Annotated in this window: 18 protein-coding genes; 14 read left to right on the top strand and 4 right to left on the bottom strand. The window is 67.8% G+C overall.

All coding sequences use genetic code 11. From position 1 onward, the window contains the following. Position 1: 1 nt before the first annotated feature. The 3 genes from ACAH41_RS28775 to garD form a co-directional block, all read right to left on the bottom strand. Positions 2 to 556, bottom strand: a complete 555-nt coding sequence (locus ACAH41_RS28775) for a DUF6036 family nucleotidyltransferase (RefSeq protein WP_325655535.1) — start codon at positions 554 to 556, stop codon at positions 2 to 4. A 20-nt stretch (positions 557 to 576) separates the two neighbouring features. Beyond that, positions 577 to 969 carry a type II toxin-antitoxin system Phd/YefM family antitoxin gene (locus tag ACAH41_RS28770; RefSeq protein WP_325655411.1) on the bottom strand — a complete coding sequence of 131 codons (393 nt, stop codon included), beginning with the start codon at positions 967 to 969 and terminating at the stop codon, positions 577 to 579. 170 nt (positions 970 to 1,139) lie between these two features. Beyond that, on the bottom strand, positions 1,140 to 2,693 hold the full coding sequence (gene garD / locus ACAH41_RS28765) for a galactarate dehydratase (protein WP_325655534.1): 1,554 nt from the start codon (positions 2,691 to 2,693) through the stop codon (positions 1,140 to 1,142). Positions 2,694 to 2,991: 298 nt separating this feature from the next. Between garD and ACAH41_RS28760 the strand changes: the two genes are divergently transcribed. Beyond that, positions 2,992 to 3,741, top strand: a complete 750-nt coding sequence (locus ACAH41_RS28760; RefSeq protein WP_325655410.1) for a FadR/GntR family transcriptional regulator — start codon at positions 2,992 to 2,994, stop codon at positions 3,739 to 3,741. A gap of 83 nt (positions 3,742 to 3,824) precedes the next feature. Here ACAH41_RS28760 and ACAH41_RS28755 read toward each other — a convergent pair whose 3' ends face one another. Next, positions 3,825 to 4,562: a TetR/AcrR family transcriptional regulator gene (locus tag ACAH41_RS28755; RefSeq protein WP_325655409.1), complete on the bottom strand. Its 738-nt coding sequence runs from the start codon at positions 4,560 to 4,562 to the stop codon at positions 3,825 to 3,827. Between the two features lie 81 nt (positions 4,563 to 4,643). Here ACAH41_RS28755 and ACAH41_RS28750 point away from each other — a divergent pair, with 81 nt between their 5' ends. The 13 genes from ACAH41_RS28750 to ACAH41_RS28690 all read left to right on the top strand — a co-directional run bounded on the left by ACAH41_RS28750 (position 4,644) and on the right by ACAH41_RS28690 (position 18,135). Continuing rightward, positions 4,644 to 5,270: a hypothetical protein gene (locus ACAH41_RS28750; RefSeq protein ID WP_325655408.1), complete on the top strand. Its 627-nt coding sequence runs from the start codon at positions 4,644 to 4,646 to the stop codon at positions 5,268 to 5,270. Between the two features lie 26 nt (positions 5,271 to 5,296). Next, positions 5,297 to 5,884, top strand: coding sequence for an alpha-ketoglutarate-dependent dioxygenase AlkB (locus tag ACAH41_RS28745; RefSeq protein WP_325655407.1), 588 nt, complete (start codon positions 5,297 to 5,299; stop codon positions 5,882 to 5,884). A gap of 336 nt (positions 5,885 to 6,220) precedes the next feature. After that, the gene (gene kdgD, locus ACAH41_RS28740; RefSeq protein WP_325655406.1) at positions 6,221 to 7,132 is read left to right on the top strand and encodes a 5-dehydro-4-deoxyglucarate dehydratase; all 912 of its coding nucleotides are present in this window, start codon (positions 6,221 to 6,223) and stop codon (positions 7,130 to 7,132) included. A 115-nt stretch (positions 7,133 to 7,247) separates the two neighbouring features. Further along, positions 7,248 to 7,727 (top strand): nuclear transport factor 2 family protein, encoded by a 480-nt coding sequence (locus ACAH41_RS28735; protein ID WP_325655405.1) that lies wholly within the window; start codon positions 7,248 to 7,250, stop codon positions 7,725 to 7,727. Between the two features lie 32 nt (positions 7,728 to 7,759). Next, positions 7,760 to 9,091 carry a glucarate dehydratase gene (gene gudD, locus ACAH41_RS28730; protein ID WP_325655404.1) on the top strand — a complete coding sequence of 444 codons (1,332 nt, stop codon included), beginning with the start codon at positions 7,760 to 7,762 and terminating at the stop codon, positions 9,089 to 9,091. Positions 9,092 to 9,143: 52 nt separating this feature from the next. Next, complete coding sequence (locus ACAH41_RS28725; protein ID WP_325655403.1) at positions 9,144 to 10,130, top strand: tripartite tricarboxylate transporter substrate binding protein; 987 nt, start codon at positions 9,144 to 9,146, stop codon at positions 10,128 to 10,130. Positions 10,131 to 10,135: 5 nt separating this feature from the next. Continuing rightward, entirely contained in the window at positions 10,136 to 11,410 is a 1,275-nt protein-coding gene (locus ACAH41_RS28720; protein ID WP_325655402.1) for an alpha-hydroxy acid oxidase, read from the top strand. Then, positions 11,407 to 12,375: a tripartite tricarboxylate transporter substrate binding protein gene (locus ACAH41_RS28715; RefSeq protein ID WP_325655401.1), complete on the top strand. Its 969-nt coding sequence runs from the start codon at positions 11,407 to 11,409 to the stop codon at positions 12,373 to 12,375. Before ACAH41_RS28720 ends, ACAH41_RS28715 begins: the two co-directional genes overlap by 4 nt. Positions 12,376 to 12,422: 47 nt before the next feature. Then, positions 12,423 to 13,436 carry a tripartite tricarboxylate transporter substrate binding protein gene (locus ACAH41_RS28710; RefSeq protein WP_325655400.1) on the top strand — a complete coding sequence of 338 codons (1,014 nt, stop codon included), beginning with the start codon at positions 12,423 to 12,425 and terminating at the stop codon, positions 13,434 to 13,436. Positions 13,437 to 13,452: 16 nt separating this feature from the next. After that, complete coding sequence (locus ACAH41_RS28705) at positions 13,453 to 14,409, top strand: 2-hydroxyacid dehydrogenase (RefSeq protein ID WP_325655399.1); 957 nt, start codon at positions 13,453 to 13,455, stop codon at positions 14,407 to 14,409. 55 nt (positions 14,410 to 14,464) lie between these two features. Next, on the top strand, positions 14,465 to 15,904 hold the full coding sequence (locus tag ACAH41_RS28700; protein WP_325655398.1) for an aldehyde dehydrogenase family protein: 1,440 nt from the start codon (positions 14,465 to 14,467) through the stop codon (positions 15,902 to 15,904). A 363-nt stretch (positions 15,905 to 16,267) separates the two neighbouring features. After that, a complete protein-coding gene (locus ACAH41_RS28695) occupies positions 16,268 to 16,687 on the top strand; it encodes a hypothetical protein (protein WP_325655397.1) in 420 nt (139 codons plus the stop codon). Then, positions 16,684 to 18,135 carry a PA domain-containing protein gene (locus tag ACAH41_RS28690; RefSeq protein WP_325655396.1) on the top strand — a complete coding sequence of 484 codons (1,452 nt, stop codon included), beginning with the start codon at positions 16,684 to 16,686 and terminating at the stop codon, positions 18,133 to 18,135. The genes ACAH41_RS28695 and ACAH41_RS28690 overlap by 4 nt, the downstream gene beginning before the upstream one ends. Positions 18,136 to 18,273 lie beyond the last annotated feature (138 nt).

Genomic DNA, 18,273 nt, shown 5'->3' with positions numbered 1-18,273 from the left:
TTCAAGAACCGCCGCCGCCCGCGCCCTGCACGCGCTGGGTCTTGAGACGCTCGAACCACGCGGTGTCGGCATCGATCTGCACCCGGCTTCGGCCTTCCTCCTCGGCATCCAGGAAGTGGGTGCTTCGGAGCCGGGACCTCACCGTGGACAACGAGATCAGCCCGGCGGCAACGCCAGCGCGGATCCACCGCAAGTCACGCGGCTCGCTTCTCGCGTATTTCGAAACCGCGGCGTCGTTCGGGTCCAGGAACCACAGACGCAGCCCAGCGCGCTCGACCCTCGTCAGACGCAGCTCCCAGTCATCGGGCAGGCTGGGCAAACTGGGCGAAACCGGGTCCAGGTAGTAGCCGTGGTTGGCATGGAAAGCCGAGTCTTCGCCGAGCAAAGCTTTCAGATCAAAGACACGGGGCGGATCGGCCTTGGTGTAGCAGTCGATGTCGATGGACATCGACATGTCGCTCGGAACCGGACCGTCTTCCTCGACACCCAGCACCGACAGGCTGCCGATGACCACATAGTCGCGGTGGCCGCTGATCTGCCGCGCCTGCTCGAACACCTCGAACAAGTGGTCGAGGTTCACCGTGCCACGCCAGACCAAGGCGAGTTCTGGCGCAGCGCGGGCCCCCAGCCGTCAGCGTTGGAGGTCATGGCCACGGCGAGATCACGCACCGGCAAGCCCAGCATCGCTTCCCATTTCTCGATGTAGTCCTGGCTGCAAAGGCCTTCGGACCGCCACCGCGCCACCGCGGCCAATGCCTGCTGAACCAGCGCATCCCGCGCCAGTTCAGGCAAGGTCAGCAGATCGATCGCGATCTGCTGGTGCTTGATCAGGCGATCCTTTTCCACCATCGCCTGGTTCAGGCGCGCAACGCGCCGCGCCGCCAACTGAGCCTCTTCCTGGCTCATCTGGGAGAAAAACTCCGGCGATGCCACGATGGCTTTGATCTTCCGATGCTTCTCGATGGCCACCGGCCCCAGGGCCGCTGCCTCAAGCAGTTCCCCGAAGGACTGCTTGGCTTGCGTGGAAGACATCTGCTGCATGGCGCGGGCTCCTGTTTTGTCCATTTTCATCTCTTTTGGACAAATTAGCCATGCGACTGACCCGCCTCTTGCGGTGCACCACCCGCTCGCTGCGAGCCTCAGGTCACCGGCGCCGGATTGAACAGCACCAGGGCGTTGTGCAGCTTCCAGTGTTCGGCCCAGGTCTTCTTGCCGCTGGCCACGTCCAGCATCAGCTGGAACAGCGCCCAGCCCGCTTCTTCGATGGTCTGCTCGCCGTCGGCGATGCGGCCGGCGTTGACGTCCATGATGTCGTGCCAGCGGCGGGCCAGGTCGCTGCGCGTGGCCACCTTGATCACCGGGCATTCGGCCAGGCCGTAAGGCGTGCCGCGGCCGGTGGTGAAGATGTGCAGGTTCATGCCGGCGGCCAGTTGCAGCGTGCCGCAGATGAAATCGCTGGCCGGCGTGGCGGCAAAGACCAGTCCGCGCTGGTCGCGGCGCAGCTTCTCGCCCGGTGGCAACACGTGCGAAATGGCCGAGCTGCCACTCTTGATGATGGAGCCCATCGCCTTTTCGGTGATGTTCGAAAGCCCGCCCGCCTTGTTGCCCGGCGTGGTGTTGGCCGAGCGGTCCACGCGGCCGCGGTCCAGGTAGCGGTCGTACCAGCCCAGTTCACGCTTGATGGCCTCGGCCACTTCGGGCGTGGCGGCGCGGCTGGTCAGCTGGTCCACCGCGTCCCGCACCTCGGTGTTCTCGCTGAACATGATGGTGGCGCCGGCGCGCACCAGCAGGTCGGCGGCAAAGCCCACGGTCGGGTTGGCGGTGACGCCGGAGAAGGCGTCGCTGCCGCCGCACTGCACGCCCACCACCAGTTCGCTGGCAGGCACCGTCTCGCGCTGGCGGGCATTCAGCCGCGCCAGGTGCGGCTTGGCGCTTTGCACGATGTCGTCCAGCATGGACATCAGGCCCACGTGCGCCTCGGCCTGCAGGCAGACCACGTCCAGGCCGGCTTCGCTGCCGTCGTCAGCCGGCTGGATCGCGAAGCTGCCGGGCGGCAGCAGGCGCTCGGGCTGCAGCTTCTCGCAGCCCAGGCTGACAACCATGACTTCGCCGCCGAAATTCGGGTTCAGCGAAATGTGCTTCAGGGTGCGGATCGGGATGACCGCGTCCGGCGCGTCAATCGCCACGCCGCAGCCGTAGGTGTGCTCCAGGCCGACCACGCCGTCCACGTTCGGGTACAGCGGCAGCAGTTCGCTGCGGATGCGCGCCACCGCCAGCGCCACCACGCCGGCCACGCACTGCACGGTCGTCGTGATGGCCAGCAGGTTGCGCGTGCCGACCGAGCCGTCGGCATTGCGGTAGCCCTGGAAGCTGTGGCCGACCAGCGGGTCCCGATGCGGCGGCTTGACGGTGGCAATCGGCAGCGTGTCGTCCAGCTCGCGTGCGGCGGGCATCTTCAGCAGCCGCTCATGCACCCAGCTGCCGGCGGGGATGTCCTTCACCGCGTAGCCGATGGGCACGTTGTAGCGCCGCACCACCGCGCCCTCGGCAATGTCCTCCAGCGCCACCTTGTGACCCTGCGGCACCTTCTCGCGCAGCGCCAGTCCGGCGCCAGGCAGGCCCGGCGGCAACTCGGTTCCGGCAGGCAGGCCACCGTCGTTGGCGACGATGGCGACGTTGTCGGCCGGGTGCATGCTCAGCGTCAGCGGCGGCCTGGCCGTGACAGACGCGATGGGGGCGGCAGTGGAAGCAGCCACGGGGGCGGCGGTCGGGGCGGCGGCGTTGGTCAAGGCAAACTCGCTCAGGTCAGGGACTGGAAAAGCCGAATCTGAAGCTGTAGCGCTGCGGGTCTTTGCTGACTTGCGCAGGCGTCACAGCCCGGAGATGATAGTTGTATGTCGTCGTACAACATAACCAGGAATGGCACTTTAGCGCGTTGAAGCCAGCGCCTGACCTGGGATTCCACCGATCCGACGAGGGACAATACCCCGCATGCAGCCTGTTGCACCGAATTCCACGCTTCCCGCCCGCCGGCGGCCCCGCACCCTTGCCCTGGAGCTGGTTGATTCCCTGGGCGACCGCATCCGGGATGGCCGGCTGGCACCCGGTGACAAGCTGCCGACCGAGGCGGCCATCATGGCCGAATTCGAGGTCAGCCGCACCGTCGTGCGCGAGGCCATCTCCAAGCTGCAGGCGGCCGGCATGGTCGAGACGCGGCACGGCATCGGCACCTTCGTGATCGGCTTCTCCGAAGGCACAGGTTTCCGCATCTCGGCGGAGCAGTTCAGCACGCTGAACGACGTGATCGCCGTGCTGGAGCTGCGCATCGGCCTCGAAACCGAAGCCGCCGCGCTGGCCGCCGTGCGCCGCAGCCCCACCAACCTGCAGGCCATGCGACAGGCGCTGGACGCGGTGACCCAGGCGGTGGCCAACGGCGGCGACGCGATCGCGCCTGACTTCCAGTTCCACCTGGAAATCGCCCGCGCCACGCAGAACCATCACTTCGCCGACCTGATGCAGACGCTGGGCAGCATGATCATTCCGCGCGCCCGGCTGCAGCCGACTACCGCACTGAGCGACGCGCTGACCGAAGAGCGCAGCCTCTACCTGCGGCGCGTCAACGGCGAACACGAAAGCATCTTCGACGCCATCGCCAGCCAGGACCCGGACGCCGCCCGCGCCGCGATGCGCACCCACCTGGCCAACAGCCGCGAACGCCGCCGCCGCGCGCAGCAGACCTGAGAAGCTGCCGACGCCCCCGGCAAGCCCGCTCTGGCCGCCAAAGCAAGCCCACTCGTCGTTGCAAATGCTCGCTGTAGCCCGAGCTACAGCTGCGCTTTGTGCCTAGATTGGACTCGCTTTGACGACCCGCTCGGGCGCGCCGGAGCCGTCGACAGCTTCTTCGATTCCTCACCACCAGCGAGCAAGTTGATCAACAGCGCCAGCGTTGCCTCGGTGGCCGCTGCTTCGCCGCCCGGTTTCACGCCCCATTGCGGCAGATGCCCGTCCAGCTGCATGCGTGCCAGGCCATAGACGGTCGCGCGCGACAGCAGGGCCAGCGCCGCCGCGTCGTGCGCCGCGCTTACCTCGCCCACGGCCTGCGCCTCGTGCAGCGTCTGCTCGGTCAGCGCGCGCACCGCCTGCATGCTGGCCTGCAGCCCAGGTGAGCCGGCGAGGTCAATCTGGTCGCGTGCTGAGACGATGCGGAAATGCGCCTCGTGCGCCCTGGCCCACCGCAGGTAGCCGCGGCCCAACGCACGCAGCCGCGCCAACGGTGTCTTGTCCCGCGGGCGAATGGCCTTGCGCACCTCGATCTGCAGCCGCGCGCTGGCCTCCTCGGCCATGGCCGTCATCAACGCCCGCCGGTTCGGGAAATGCCGGAACGGCGCACCGGGCGACACGCCGAGCTGCCGTGCAGCCTCGCGCACGCTGACGCCCTCCGGCCCGCGCTGCTGCGCCAGCACCAGCGCAGCCTCCAGCAAGGCCTGGCGCAGGTTGCCGTGGTGGTAGGCACGCGCTGGGGGCGCAACGTCGGAAGCAGAGGCCTTGGCTGGCTTGACCATGTAAGCACCTTGTGTGGCGCCTGGACTGGCGCATGGGCCGAAATGTAATCTCCGATCACATTGAAACCACAGGCCGCCACCATGGACCCTCGCTTACTGCCCCACCCTGCCCGCGCCAGGCTGCTCGAAGGACGGCGCCTGCTGGCCTGCCTGTCGCTGGCGCTGCTGCTGATGGCGGCAAGTCCGTTGCTGGTGCTGCCGGACCTGGTGCCTGCGCTGCGCCTGGCCATTCACCTGACCGCCCGCAGTTCGTGGCTGCTGTTCCTGCTGGTCTTCACCGCCTCGGCCGCCGCCCGGCGCTGGCCTGGCGCCTTGCCCCGCTGGCAGCTGCGCAACCGCCGCCCCCTGGGCCTGGCCTTCGCCGTTTCGCACGCCATCCACCTCGCAGCCATCCTCGGCTTCGCCAGCCGCGATCCCGCCGGCTTCCACCAGGCCAGCAGCCTGGGCAACCAGATCACCGGCGGCATTGCCTACGCCTTCATCGCGCTGATGGCGCTGAGCTCGTCCGACACGGTCGCCGCCTGGCTCGGTCGCAAGCCCTGGGGCCGGCTGCACACGGCCGGCATCTACTACCTGTGGATCAGCTTCATCGTGACCTTCGGCAAACGCATCCCGATGTCCAGCAGCTACGCAGTACCCGTCGCCATCCTGCTGCTGGCGCTCGCCTTCCGGCTCTGGCCACAACGAAAGCCCCAGCTCACGTCATGAGCCAGACGCGGGCCTAGACTTCGGCGATGCACCAGCCATCGCTGTTCGAACCCACCGAGTTGCTGCCTTCGAGGCTCCCGCCAGGCCTCAGTTACCAGCCCGAATTCCTCACCGAAGCCGAAGAGGCCGGGTTGATCGAATTGATCCGCGGCCTGCCGCTGGCCGCCGCGAAGTACAAGCAATACACCGCCCGCCGCCGCGTCGTCAGCTACGGTGGCAGCTACGACTACGACGCCAACCGCCTGCTGCCCGCCGCCCCGCTTGTCGACGAACTCAAGCCGCTTCGCGACCATGTCGCCGCCTGGGCTGGCGCGGCGCCTGAAGACCTGGTGCATGCGCTGGTTGCCGAATACGCGCCGGGCACGCCACTGGGCTGGCACCGCGACGTGCCAAACTTCGAGCACGTCTTCGGCGTCTCGCTGGGCAGCGAGGCCCTGCTGCGCTTCCGGCCGTACCCACCGGAGACGGCAAAGTGCGAGGACGTGCTCCGCGTGCCCGCAGCCCCTTGCTCGATCTACGCCATGCGCGGCCCGGCACGCTGGGACTGGCAGCACAGCGTGGCGCCGGTGGCGGAACTGCGCTGGTCGATCACGTTTCGCACGCGACGAAGCTGAGACATGTGGCGCCCGGCCATTGCCTGAGTCGACGGTGGCGCACAAACAAATGGGGTCAGAGTCAATTTATCTGGGATGGGGTGGCCATGAACCGACCTTCCGTTAGATAAATTGACTCTGACCCCATTTGTTTGAACTGCGGTGGAGACTGATCGTTGCCACTGGCCCCGGCGCCAAAGCTCAAACAAGCCAGTGCCGCGTCAGTGGAATCACCAAGTTCCAATCGGCTTCGGTGTTGTACGATGACTGACAACATCTCGAAGCCAGGCCTTGGTCCGTTGTTCTGCCTGGCTGTTCTGTTTCCTTTCCCCCAGTCCTTCGCTGCCAGGAGCCCTCATGTCCCCCCAAGAACTCAAAGCCGTCTTGCAATCCGGCCTGCTCTCGTTCCCGCTGACCGATTTCGACAGCGAGTTGAACTTCGCGCCCAAGGCCTATGCCGACCGGCTGGAATGGCTGCAGCCTTACGGCGCCTCTGCCCTGTTCGCGGCCGGCGGCACCGGTGAGATCTTCTCGCTGGATCCGGTCGAGTTCAGCGCGGTGATGAAGGTGGCGCTGGAGACCTGCAAGGGCCGCACGCCCATCATCGCCGGCGCCGGTGGCGGCACCCGCCTGGCCATCCAGTACGCGCAAGAGGCCGAGCGCCTGGGCGCACAAGGCATCCTGCTGATGCCGCCTTACCTGACCGAAACCAGCCAGGAAGGCCTGATCGCCCACGTGCAGGCCGTCTGCAAGAGCGTGAAGTTCGGCGTCATCGTCTACAACCGCGCCAACTGCCGCCTGACGCCCGCCAGCCTGCAAGTGCTGGCCGACACCTGCCCGAACCTGATCGGCTTCAAGGACGGCGTGGGCGACATCGAGAAGTTCGTCTCGGTGCGCCAGACCATGGGCGAGCGCTTCGCCTACCTGGGCGGCCTGCCCACTGCCGAGCTGTTCGCAGGTGCCTACAAGGCCATGGGCTGCCCGGTGTATTCGTCCGCGGTCTTCAACTTCATCCCGAAGACGGCCATGGACTTCTACAACGCCCATGCGGTGAACGACACCGAGACCTGCGACCGCCTGATCCGCGACTTCTTCATTCCCTACATCGCGATCCGCAACAAGGGCGAAGGCTATGCGGTCTCGATCGTGAAGGCCGGCGCCACCATCATCGGCCACAGTGCCGGCCCGGTGCGCCCGCCCATCTCCGACCTGAAGTCGGCCGAGTACGAAGAACTCGCCGCGCTGATGGCCAAGCTCGGCCCCCAGTAAGCACTGGACCGATCCCGGGCGGCCCCCGGCCGCTCATCCCATGTTCCGCTGAAGGGCCGCAGAGCCCTGCTGGCGCATGGTTCATTTCGACAGAAGAACTTTCAGGAGACAAACGATGAAGCTGATCCAACGCTCGCGCCGCGCTGCGCTTTCCGCCCTGCTGACGCTGGCCGCCACCCTGCCCCTTTTCACGCTGCCGGAGGCCGCCATGGCGCAAAGCGATGAAGCCCGCGCCGTGGGCGCTGCCGTCGAGAAACTGCGCACGCTGATGGTCGACCCCGACCGCGCGGCGCTCGAAGCCATCGTCGCCGACAACCTGACCTACGGCCATTCCGGCGGCAAGGTCGACACCAAGGCCAGCTTCATCAAGGACCTGCTGGAGGGCAATTCCGACTTCGTCAGCATCAGCCTGACCGAGCAACAGGTCACCGTGACCGGCGAGGTGGCCACCGTGCGCCATGTGCTGCAGGCCGCCACCAACGACGCAGGCAAAGGCCCAGGCACCGTGAAGTTGCATGTGCTGAGCGTGTGGACCCGCCAGGCAGGCGGCGCGTGGACACTGCTGGCCCGCCAGGCCGTTCGCCTCCCGACCTGAGCCGCACAGCGGCATCAACCGAACTTCCTTCCATGACCTCTGCCACGCCCACCGTCCAGCAAGTGCGTGTCGTGCCCGTCGCGGGCCGCGACAGCATGCTGCTGAACCTCTCCGGCGCCCACGCGCCGTTCTTCACCCGCAACCTGCTGATCCTGACCGACAGCGCCGGCCGCACCGGCGTGGCCGAGGTGCCTGGCGGCGAGCCGATCCGCCAGACGCTGGAAGACGCCCGCGGCCTGCTGGTCGGCGCCAAGGTGGGCGACTGGCAGCGCGTGCTGAACAGCGTGCGCACCCAGTTCGCCGACCGCGACGCCGGTGGCCGCGGCCTGCAGACCTTCGACCTGCGCACCACCATCCACGCAGTCACTGCCGTGGAAACCGCGCTGCTGGACCTGCTGGGCCAGCACCTGGAAGTGCCCGTCTGCGCACTGCTCGGCGAAGGCCAGCAGCGCGCCAGCGTGCCGATGCTGGGCTACCTCTTCTATGTGGGCGACCGGAAGAAGACCGACCTGCCTTACGACACCCAGCCGGACCAGGCCGACGACTGGCTGCGCCTGCGCCATGAAGAGGCGATGACGCCCGAAGCCATCGTCAAGCTGGCCGAAGCCTCGCAGGCCCGCTACGGCTTCCAGGACTTCAAGCTCAAGGGCGGCGTGCTCAGCGGCGACGAGGAAGTCGAAGCCATCCAGGCGCTGAAGGCGCGTTTCCCCAAGGCCCGCATCACGCTGGACCCGAACGGCGGCTGGCTGCTGAAGGACGCGATCCGCCTGATGCGCGACATGCATGGCGTGCTGGCCTATGCCGAAGACCCGTGCGGTGCCGAAGCCGGCTTCTCCGGCCGCGAGGTGATGGCCGAATTCCGCCGCGCCACAGGCCTGCCGACCGCCACCAACATGGTCGCCACCGACTGGCGCCAGATGGTGCACTCGCTGTCGCTGCAGTCGGTCGACATCCCGCTGGCCGACCCGCATTTCTGGACTCTGCAGGGCGCCGTGCGCGTCGGCCAGACCTGCCGCGACTTCGGCCTGACCTGGGGTTCGCACTCGAACAACCACTTCGACGTCTCGCTGGCGATGTTCACCCATGCCGCCGCAGCGGTGCCCGGCCGCGTTACCGCGATCGACACGCACTGGATCTGGCAGGAAGGCCAGGAGCTGACGAAGAACCCGCTGCAGATCGTCGGCGGCGAAGTCGCCGTGCCCACCGCGCCCGGCCTGGGCGTGACGCTGGACATGGCCGCCGTCGAAGCGGCGCACCAGCTCTACCTGCAGCACGGACTGGGCAGCCGCGACGACGCGACCGCGATGCAGTACCTGATCCCTGGCTGGAAGTTCGACAACAAGCGGCCCTGCCTGGTGCGCTGAAGCGCGCGCCTTGAGCCTGGTTCCAAACCATCCCAAACGGAGACATCACCCCATGAACACGACTCGCCGTTCCGTGCTGGCCTCGGCAGCATCATTGGCTGCATTCGGCAGCGCTTTCCCGCTGCGCGCCCTGGCCGCGGACGCCTACCCGTCCAAGCCCATCACCTACACCGTGGCTTTCCCGCCAGGCGGCACCTCGGACATCCTGGCCCGGCTGATCGCCGACAAGCTGGGCCCGGCGCTCAAGGGCACGGTCATCGTCGAGAACAAGGCCGGTGCCGGTGGCAGCGTGGGCTCGGAAATCGTCTCGCATGCGGCGCCGGACGGCTACACGCTGCTGGGCGGCACCATCAGCTCGCACGCGATCAACGTCAGCCTCTACCCCAAGCTCGGCTACGACCCGGTCAAGTCCTTCGTGCCGGTGACCTTGATCGGCACCAACCCGCTGGTGCTGCTGGTCAAGGCCGACAGCCCGTACAAGACCGCCAAGGACCTGGCCACCGCAGCCAAGAGCAAGCCGCTGACGGCGGCCTCGGCCGGCAACGGCACCTCGCAGCACCTGGCGCTGGAGCTGTTCAAGTACAAGCTGGGCCTGAAGGACGTGGTGCACGTGCCGTACAAGGGCAGCGGCCCGGCGCTGCAGGACACGCTGGCCGGCCAGGTCGACATGATGTTCGACACCACGGTGGCCGCAGCGCAGTTCATCGAGTCCGGCAAGCTGCGCGCGCTGGCCGTCACCTCGGCCAAGCGCGTCAGCAGCCTGCCGGACGTGCCGACGATTGCCGAGACGGTGCTGCCCGGCTTCGAGGTCGTCTCGTGGCAGGCCATCTTCGCGCCGGCCGGCACGCCCAAGCCGCTGGTCGACCGGCTCAACGGCGAGATCGGCAAGATCCTCGCGACCGCCGACATGCAGGAGCGCCTGACCAAGCTGGGCATGCTCTCGCAGCCCATGACGTCCGACCAGGTCCTGGCTTTCCAGAAGTCCGAAGTCACCAAGTGGGCCGAGGTCATCAAGGCGGCCAACATCAAGGTCGACTGAGCGCCATGCCGGCTGCCGCCACCGTGCCTGCCACCGCAGCTTCTGCCCACGCGGACACGCCGCGTTCGCAGCGCGCGGCACGGCAGCAGCAGCGGCTGGCCCGGCGCTTCCTGTCGCTGGACGACTTCGAGCCGGCCGCGCAGCGCCTGCTGCCGCGCCCGCTGTTCGGCTACGTCGCCGGTGCCACCGAGACCAATGCCTCGCTGCACGGCAACCGCGAGGCCTTTGCGCAGTGGCAGTTCGTGCCGCGAGTGCTGGTCGACGTCTCGGCGCGCGAGCAGTCGGTCGAGCTGTTCGGCCGGCGCTACGCGGCGCCGTTCGGCATCGCGCCGATGGGCATCAGCGCGCTGACGGCCTACCGCGGCGACATCGTGCAGGCCCGCGCCGCCGCGCAAGCCGGCGTGCCCATGGTGCTCAGCAGCTCGGCGCTGATCCGCATGGAAGACGTGCTGGCAGCCGCGCCCGGCACCTGGTTCCAGGCCTACCTGGCGCGGGACCTCAACGCCGGCCTGGCGCTGGTCGACCGGGTGGCCAAGGCCGGCGCCGAAGTGCTGGTCATCACGGTGGATTCGGCCGTGGTGCCCAACCGCGAGAACAACGCGCGCAACGGCTTCAAGACCCCGCTGCGGCCGGACCTGCGCCTCGTGTGGGACGGCCTCACCCATCCGCGCTGGGCGCTGGGCACCTTCCTGCGCACGCTGGTCCGGCACGGCATGCCGCATTTCGAGAACGTCGAAGCCGGCCGCGGCGCGCCGCTGGTGGCCAAGGACGTGACGCGCGACTTTTCCGGCCGCGAGCACCTGGACTGGAACGCATTGAAGCTGATGCGCCAGCGCTGGCGCGGTGCGCTGGTGCTCAAGGGCATCAGCCACCCGGACGATGCCCGCCGCGCCCGCGAACTCGGCGCCGATGGCGTGATCGTCTCCAACCACGGTGGCCGCCAGCTGGACGGCACCGTCTCGCCGCTGCATGTGCTGCCCGCGGTGGCCGAAGCTGCGGGGACCATGACGGTGATGGCCGACAGCGGCTTCCGACGCGGCACCGACGTGCTGAAGGCGCTCGCGCTGGGCGCCAAGAGCGTCTTCATCGGCCGGCCGATGAACCACGCGGCCGCAATTGGCGGAGAGGCCGGCGTGGCGCATGCGATTGCGCTGCTGAAAGCCGAGATCCGCGCCGACATGGGCCTGCTGGGCGTCAACCACCTGGCCGAGGTCGGCCCCGAACTTTTGAGCCGGCGCCAAGACCGGTGGTTGTCGACAATACCGGAGACTCTAGGATGAAACGACTTCTCACCGCGCTGGCCTGTGTGGCCGCGCTCACCGCCTCGGCCGCGGCCACCGCCGAGGCCTTCCCGGCCCGGCCGGTCACGCTGGTCGTGCCCTTTCCGCCCGGTGGCGGCACCGACACCACCGCCCGCCTGATCGCGCAGAAGCTCAGCACCAAATGGGGCCAGCAGATGGTGGTCGAGAACAAGGGCGGCGCGGCGGGCCAGATCGGTGCCGACGCGGTCGCCAAGGCCAAGCCCGATGGCTACACGCTGCTGATGGGCAACCTCGGCACCCAGGCCATCAACCCCTCGCTCTACGCCAAACTGCCCTACAACGCCGACACCGCCTTTGCCCCCATCGCGCTGGTGGCCGACCTGCCGCTGGTGATGCTGGTGAACCCCGGCGTGCCTGCGAAGACGGCGAAGGAATTCGTCGCGCTGGCGCGCAGCAAGCCCGGCCAGCTGACCTACAGCAGCTCGGGCGCCGGCGGCGCGCCGCACCTGGCCGGCGAGATCTTCAAGGCCACCACCGAAACCTTCATCGTGCACGTGCCCTACCGCGGCGGCGGCCCTGCGACCAGCGACCTGATCGCCGGCCACGTGCAGCTCTCGTTTGTCACCGCGCTGGAAGCCAGCAGCTTCATCAAGACCGGCAAGCTGCGCGCGCTGGGCGTGAGCAGCTCCAGGCGGCTGAGCAACCTGCCCGACGTGCCCACGCTGGCCGAAGCCGGCGTGCCAGGCGTCAACGTCAGCAGCTGGGTCGGCATGCTGGCCCCGGCCGGCACGCCCAAGGACATCGTCGACAAGGTCGCGAGCGACCTGCGCGAAGTGCTGGCGTCCGATGAAGTCAAAACCCGCATCACCGAGATGGGTGGCCTGCCCGCCGGCAACACACCTGCCCAGTTCACCAAGCTGATCGACGACGACCGCAAGCGCTACGCCGTGGTGATCCGTGATCGCAAGATCACCGTCGATTGATTTCCGTCCGCACAAGACGACCGCACCAGACGACCGCAAGGATTCACATGACCCGTTCCGTTCGCATCGAAAACCGCCCCTCCCGCCGCCAGCTGCTGGCCACCGCCGGCCTGGGCGCCCTGACGCTGGGCGCGCTGCTGGCCTCGCAACCGGCAGCCGCGGCCGACGCCGCCTGGCCCACCAAGCCGATCCGCCTGATCGTGCCCTACCCGCCCGGCGGTTCGTCGGACATCATCGCGCGCGCCATCAGCGTGCAGCTCGGCACGGCGCTCAAGCAGACCGTCATCGTCGACAACCGGCCCGGCGCCAGCGGCAACATGGGTGCCGACTTTGTCGCCAAGGCCAACGATGGCCACACGCTGCTGCTGTGCGACGTGGGCGCGCTGGCCATCGCGCCGTCGGTCTACACCAAGCTGGGCTTCGACCCGAGCAAGGACCTGCGCGGCGTGACCATGCTGGCCTACTCCCCGCACATGCTGGTGGTGCACCCTTCGGTGCAGGCCAACAACCTGCAGGAACTGGTCGCGCTGTCCAAGACCAAGGAGCTGAACTTCGCCGTGACGGCGCTGGGCAGCGCGCCGCACCTGGCCGCCGTGGCCGTGCAGCAGGCCACCGGCGCCAAGTGGACCTACATCCCGTACAAGGGCGGCTCGCAGTCGGTGGCCGACACCATTGCCGGCCAGACCGACCTGACGATGAACGGCATGCTGGCCACGCTGCCGCACGTGCAGTCCGGCAAGCTGAAGGTGCTGGCCCTGTCCAAGGGCACGCGCATGCCGCTGGTGGCCAACGTGCCCACGCTGGCCGAACAAGGCATGAAGGGCTTCGAGTCCGGCACTTGGCAGGGCGTGCTGATGCCGGTGGGCACGCCGCCGGCGGTGATCGCCAAGGTCAACACGGTGCTGACCGGGATCATCCGTTCGCCCGAAGTGCGCGAGCGCCTGGTCTCGCAAGGCGCCGAGGTGCGCACGATGTCGCCGGCCGAGTTCAGCAGCTTCTTCGAGACCGAGCGCAAGCGCTGGGCCGAGGTGGTCGTCAAGGGCAACGTCAAGCTTGATTGATGGATTGAGGCACCTGATGACCACACCCCGCCTGCTGCTGATCGGCAACCTGGTGCCCGTGCTGAATCGTGCGCTGGCCGAAACCTTCGCCATCCACCGCCTGGTCGAGGAGGCCGACCCGGCCGCCTTCCTGGCGGCCCACGGCGGTGAGTTCGAGATCGCCGTCACCTCGGCCGCGGTCGGCATGAACGAGACCCAGCTCGCCGCGTTGACCAACCTGAAGCTGATCTCCAGCTTCGGCGTGGGCCTGGACAAGGTGCCGGTGGCCTCGGCGCAGGCGCGCGGCATCAGCGTGGGCTACACACCCGACGTGCTGAACGACTGCGTGGCCGACACGGCGCTGGCGCTGCTGCTGGACGTGGCGCGCCGTGTCTCGGAAGCCGACCGCTTCGTGCGCGCCGGTGGCTGGGCCAAGGGCGGGCTCAACAGCTTCGGCCTGTCGCGCAAGGTCAGCGGCGCGCGGCTGGGCGTGCTCGGCATGGGCCGCATCGGCCAGGCCATCGCCCGCCGCGGCGCGGGCTTCGACATGCAGGTGCGCTACCACACGCGCCGCCCGGTCGAAGGCCTGCCGTGGGCCCACGAGCCTTCGCTGCCGGCGCTGGCACGCTGGTGCGACTACCTGGTGGTCATCACCGCCGGCGGCCCGTCCACCCGGCACCTGGTCAACGCCGAGGTGCTGGACGCGCTGGGCCCGCGCGGCTTTGTCATCAACGTGGCGCGCGGCTCGGTCATCGACGAAGACGCGCTGGTCGCCGCGCTGCAGGACAAGCGCATTGCCGGCGCCGGGCTGGACGTGTTCGCCAACGAGCCGCAAGTGCCTGAAGCACTGCTGAAGCTGGACAACGTGGTGCTGCTGCCGCACATCGCCAGCGCGACCGAAGAAACCCGCCAGGCCATGGCGCAGCGCGTGCTCGACAACATCGCCGCCTTCCAGGCCGGCCAGCCGCTGGTCAGCGAAGCGCCGCGCGCTTGACCGTTTTTCTGCCTCCGATTCCATCCATCCAAAACACTCCACGAGGTCTCATCCCATGAAACTCAACCTGATTGCCGGCGCCTGGACCGAAGGCGTGCGCGCCTACCAGAACATCAACCCGTCGGACACCCGCGACACGATTGGCGACTACACCGTGGCCAGCCGTGCGCAGGCCGAAGAAGCCGTGGCTGCTGCCGCTGCAGCCTTCCCGGCCTGGAGCCTCAGCACGCCGCAGCAGCGCTTCGACGCGCTGGACTTCATCGGCAGCGAGATCATTGCCCGCAAGGCCGAGCTGGGCGACCTGCTGGCGCGCGAAGAAGGCAAGACCTTGCCCGAAGCCATTGGCGAAGTCGCCCGTGCCGGCGCGATCTTCAAGTTCTTTGCCGGCGAGGCGCTGCGCCCCGGTGGCGAAATGATGCCTTCGGTGCGGCCTGGCGTCGGCGTGGAAATCACCCGCGAGCCGCTGGGCGTGATCGGCCTGATCACGCCGTGGAACTTCCCCATTGCCATCCCGGCCTGGAAGATCGCGCCGGCGCTGGCCTATGGCAACTGCGTGGTCTTCAAGCCGGCCGAAGTGGTGCCGGGTTCGGCCTGGGCGCTGTCGGACATCATCAGCCGCTCTGGCATCCCGGCAGGCGTGTTCAACCTGGTGATGGGCCGCGGCAGCGAAGTCGGTGCCGTGCTGCTGGAAGACCCGCGCATTGCCGGCATCAGCTTCACCGGCTCGGTGCCCACCGGCCAGAAGGTGGCCCAGGCCTGCGTGAGCCGCGGCGCCAAGTTCCAGCTGGAAATGGGCGGCAAGAACCCGTTCGTGGTGCTGGACGATGCGGACCTGAACGTGGCCGTGGGCGCCGCGATCAACTCCGGCTTCTTCTCCACCGGCCAGCGCTGCACCGCCTCGTCGCGCCTGATCGTCACCGAAGGCATCCATGACCGCTTCGTCGAAGCCATGGTCGCCAAGCTGAAGACGCTGAAGGTGGGCGACGCCCGCACCGCCGGCACCGACATCGGCCCGGTGGTGGATGACCGCCAGCTCGCGCAGGACCTGGAATACGTGGGCATCGCCCAGTCCGAAGGCGCCAAGCTGGCCTGGGGCGGCGCGGCCATGCCGACCAACGCCGAAGGCGCGCCGGGCTACTACATGCAGCCGGCGCTGTTCACCGAAACCGCCGCGGCCATGCGCATCAACACCGAGGAAGTCTTCGGCCCGGTCGTCAGCGTGATCCGCGCCAAGGGCTACGACGAAGCCTTGCACCTGGCCAACGACACCCCGTTCGGCCTGGCCAGCGGCATCGCCACCACCAGCCTGAAGCACGCCACGCACTTCAAGCGCCACGCGCAGGCCGGCATGGTGATGGTCAACCTGCCAACCGCGGGTGTGGACTATCACGTGCCCTTCGGCGGCCGCAAGAGCAGCAGCTACGGCCCGCGCGAGCAAGGCCGCTACGCCGCGGAGTTCTACACCGTGGTCAAGACGGCCTACACGCAGGCCTGAGGCCCCGCATCGGGTTTGGGATGCATGGCTGTCAACACAGGCCATGTTTTCAAAGGGTGGCACTGGCCACCCTTTTTTTGGCCTGGATGCGACCCGGGTATGGAATCGGTTCCATATCAAAACCGCAACAGCCCCTTCAAACCCCCTAACTCGAATATGGAAGTGGTTCCATACCGCACAAGATTGGGCATCTCCCCGCCCGGTTTTCGCCCATCTTTCGCCATTTCTGCACCTACGCGGTTCATTTCCAACCGGACAACGCTATCCCCCAAACTTGAAGACTGGTTTTTGAAGATTAACGATTGATGACAGGGGGATCCGAAAATAAACTGACTTTTCGTTTCTTCCCTGGAGTCCCGTTTCATGTCCTCCTTATTCACCATGTCGATCCGGACGCTGATCAGCGCGTCCGTGATCAGCGTCTGCCTGGGCACATCCGCCCATGCCGACAGCGACACCCCCGCGGCGCCCGCGTCAGCGTCGTCCACCGACGGCCTGCGCGTGAGCATCGATCCGGTCACCAAGCGCATCCGCCCGCTGACGCCGTCCGAGGCCGATGCGCTGGGCGCAGCTGCCGCCAAGGCGCCGCGCGCTGAAACCGTGCTGCAAGGCATCGTGTCCCGCACCACCGGTGCGCGCGGCATCGTCATGGGCCCGGAACACATGTCGTATTCGCGCGCGGCCATCGGCGCCAACGGCAAGCTGGCGACCGACTGCGTCGACGGCGACGAAGCCGCCGATGTGCACGAACACCCGGTCCACACCGAAGGGAGCCTGAAATGAGCGGCATCCGCATGCACAGCCGCAGCCTGGTGGCCCTGGTTGCATCCCTGGCCGCCTTCACGGCCTGGGGCGCCACGATCGAGATCCTGAACACCGACTCCCCCGGTGTCGGCTTCAATGACAAGACCGCCGCTGCCCCGGTGGGCGGCAACGAAGGCAGCACGCTCGGCGAACAGCGCATGAACGTGTACAAGAAGGTCGCATCGGTCTGGGGCCAGCAGTTGCCCGAAGGCCCGGTGATCCAGATCTCGGCCAACTGGCCGGCGCTTGATTGCAACTCGTCGCAGGCCGTGCTGGGTCAGGCTGGCGCGGTCACGTCGTGGCACGACTTCCCGAACGCACCCAAGACCGGCACCTGGTACCCGGCCGCCTTGGCCAACACCCTGGCCCAGGTCGACCTGGACGACGGCGCCAAGCCGGAGATCAGCTCCAGCTTCAACGTCAACCTGGGCAAGGCCAATTGCCTGGAAGGCACGCCCTGGTACCTCGGCCTGGACGGCAACGCACCGGCCGGCAGCATCGACTTCGCCGTCGTGCTGACCCATGAGGTGGGCCACGGCCTGGGCTTCGCCACGCCGACCAACGGCAGCACCGGCCTGCAGCCCCGCGACACCGACGGCAAGCGCTACCCCACCGTCTGGGAAAGCATGATGTTCGACAACACGGCCGGCAAGACCTGGCTGGAGATGACCGCTGCGGAGCGCCGCACGTCGGCGATCAACCCGCGCGGGCTGGTCTGGACCGGCCCGAAAGTCGTCGCGGACATGCCTTCGGTGCTGAAGAAAGGCACGCCGATGCTGACGGTCAAGTCCAAGAAGTTCCCGGACGTGGCCGGCGTCTACCTGGTTGGCCCGGCCGAGTTCGGTCCGCCGCTGTCCGGCACCGCGCTCAAGGGCGGCATGGCACGTGTCATCGACCAGGCCGACGGCGCGACCGGGCTGGCTTGCGACCCGCTCAGCTCGGCCAATGCTTCGCTGGTGGCCGGCAAGGTGGCGCTGCTGGACCGTGGCACCTGCAACTTCTCCGTCAAGGTGAAGAACGCGCAGGACGCGGGGGCGATCGGCGTGATCGTGGTCAACAACGTGGCCGGCGGCCCGCCCGGCAGCCTGCCTGGCAGCGACGACACCGTGGTCATTCCGTCGGTCATGATCACCCAGGCAGACGGCGCGACCTTGAAGACCGTGCTGACCGGCAGCCTGCTGTCCACCGACAAGATCACCGCGGTGATGGGCATCGACAAGACCCGCTATGCCGGTGCCGACGCGGCCGGCCGGGTCATGCTGTTCACGCCCAACCCGTTCCAGGGCGGCTCCTCGGTTTCCCATTGGGACACCTCGGCCTCCCGCAACCTGCTGATGGAACCGGCGATCAACGACGACCTGCCCACCTTCAAGGTCTCGGCGCCGAAGGACCTGACGCTGGAACTGCTGAAGGACATCGGCTGGTAAGCCGACAAGGCTGACGCTGCAAAGGCCCGGTGGGTTCGCCCCACCGGGCCTTTTTGCTGGCGGCCCGGCCGCACCAGGCACACGTCACGCGGCTTTCAAACCGCGCCCGCACACTGGCGGTCTCACATCCATCGTTGG

The organism is Ideonella sp. (assembly GCF_041287625.1).
GTDB lineage: Bacteria > Pseudomonadota > Gammaproteobacteria > Burkholderiales > Burkholderiaceae_C > Ideonella.
This window is presented reverse-complemented; position numbering and strand designations above follow the sequence as displayed.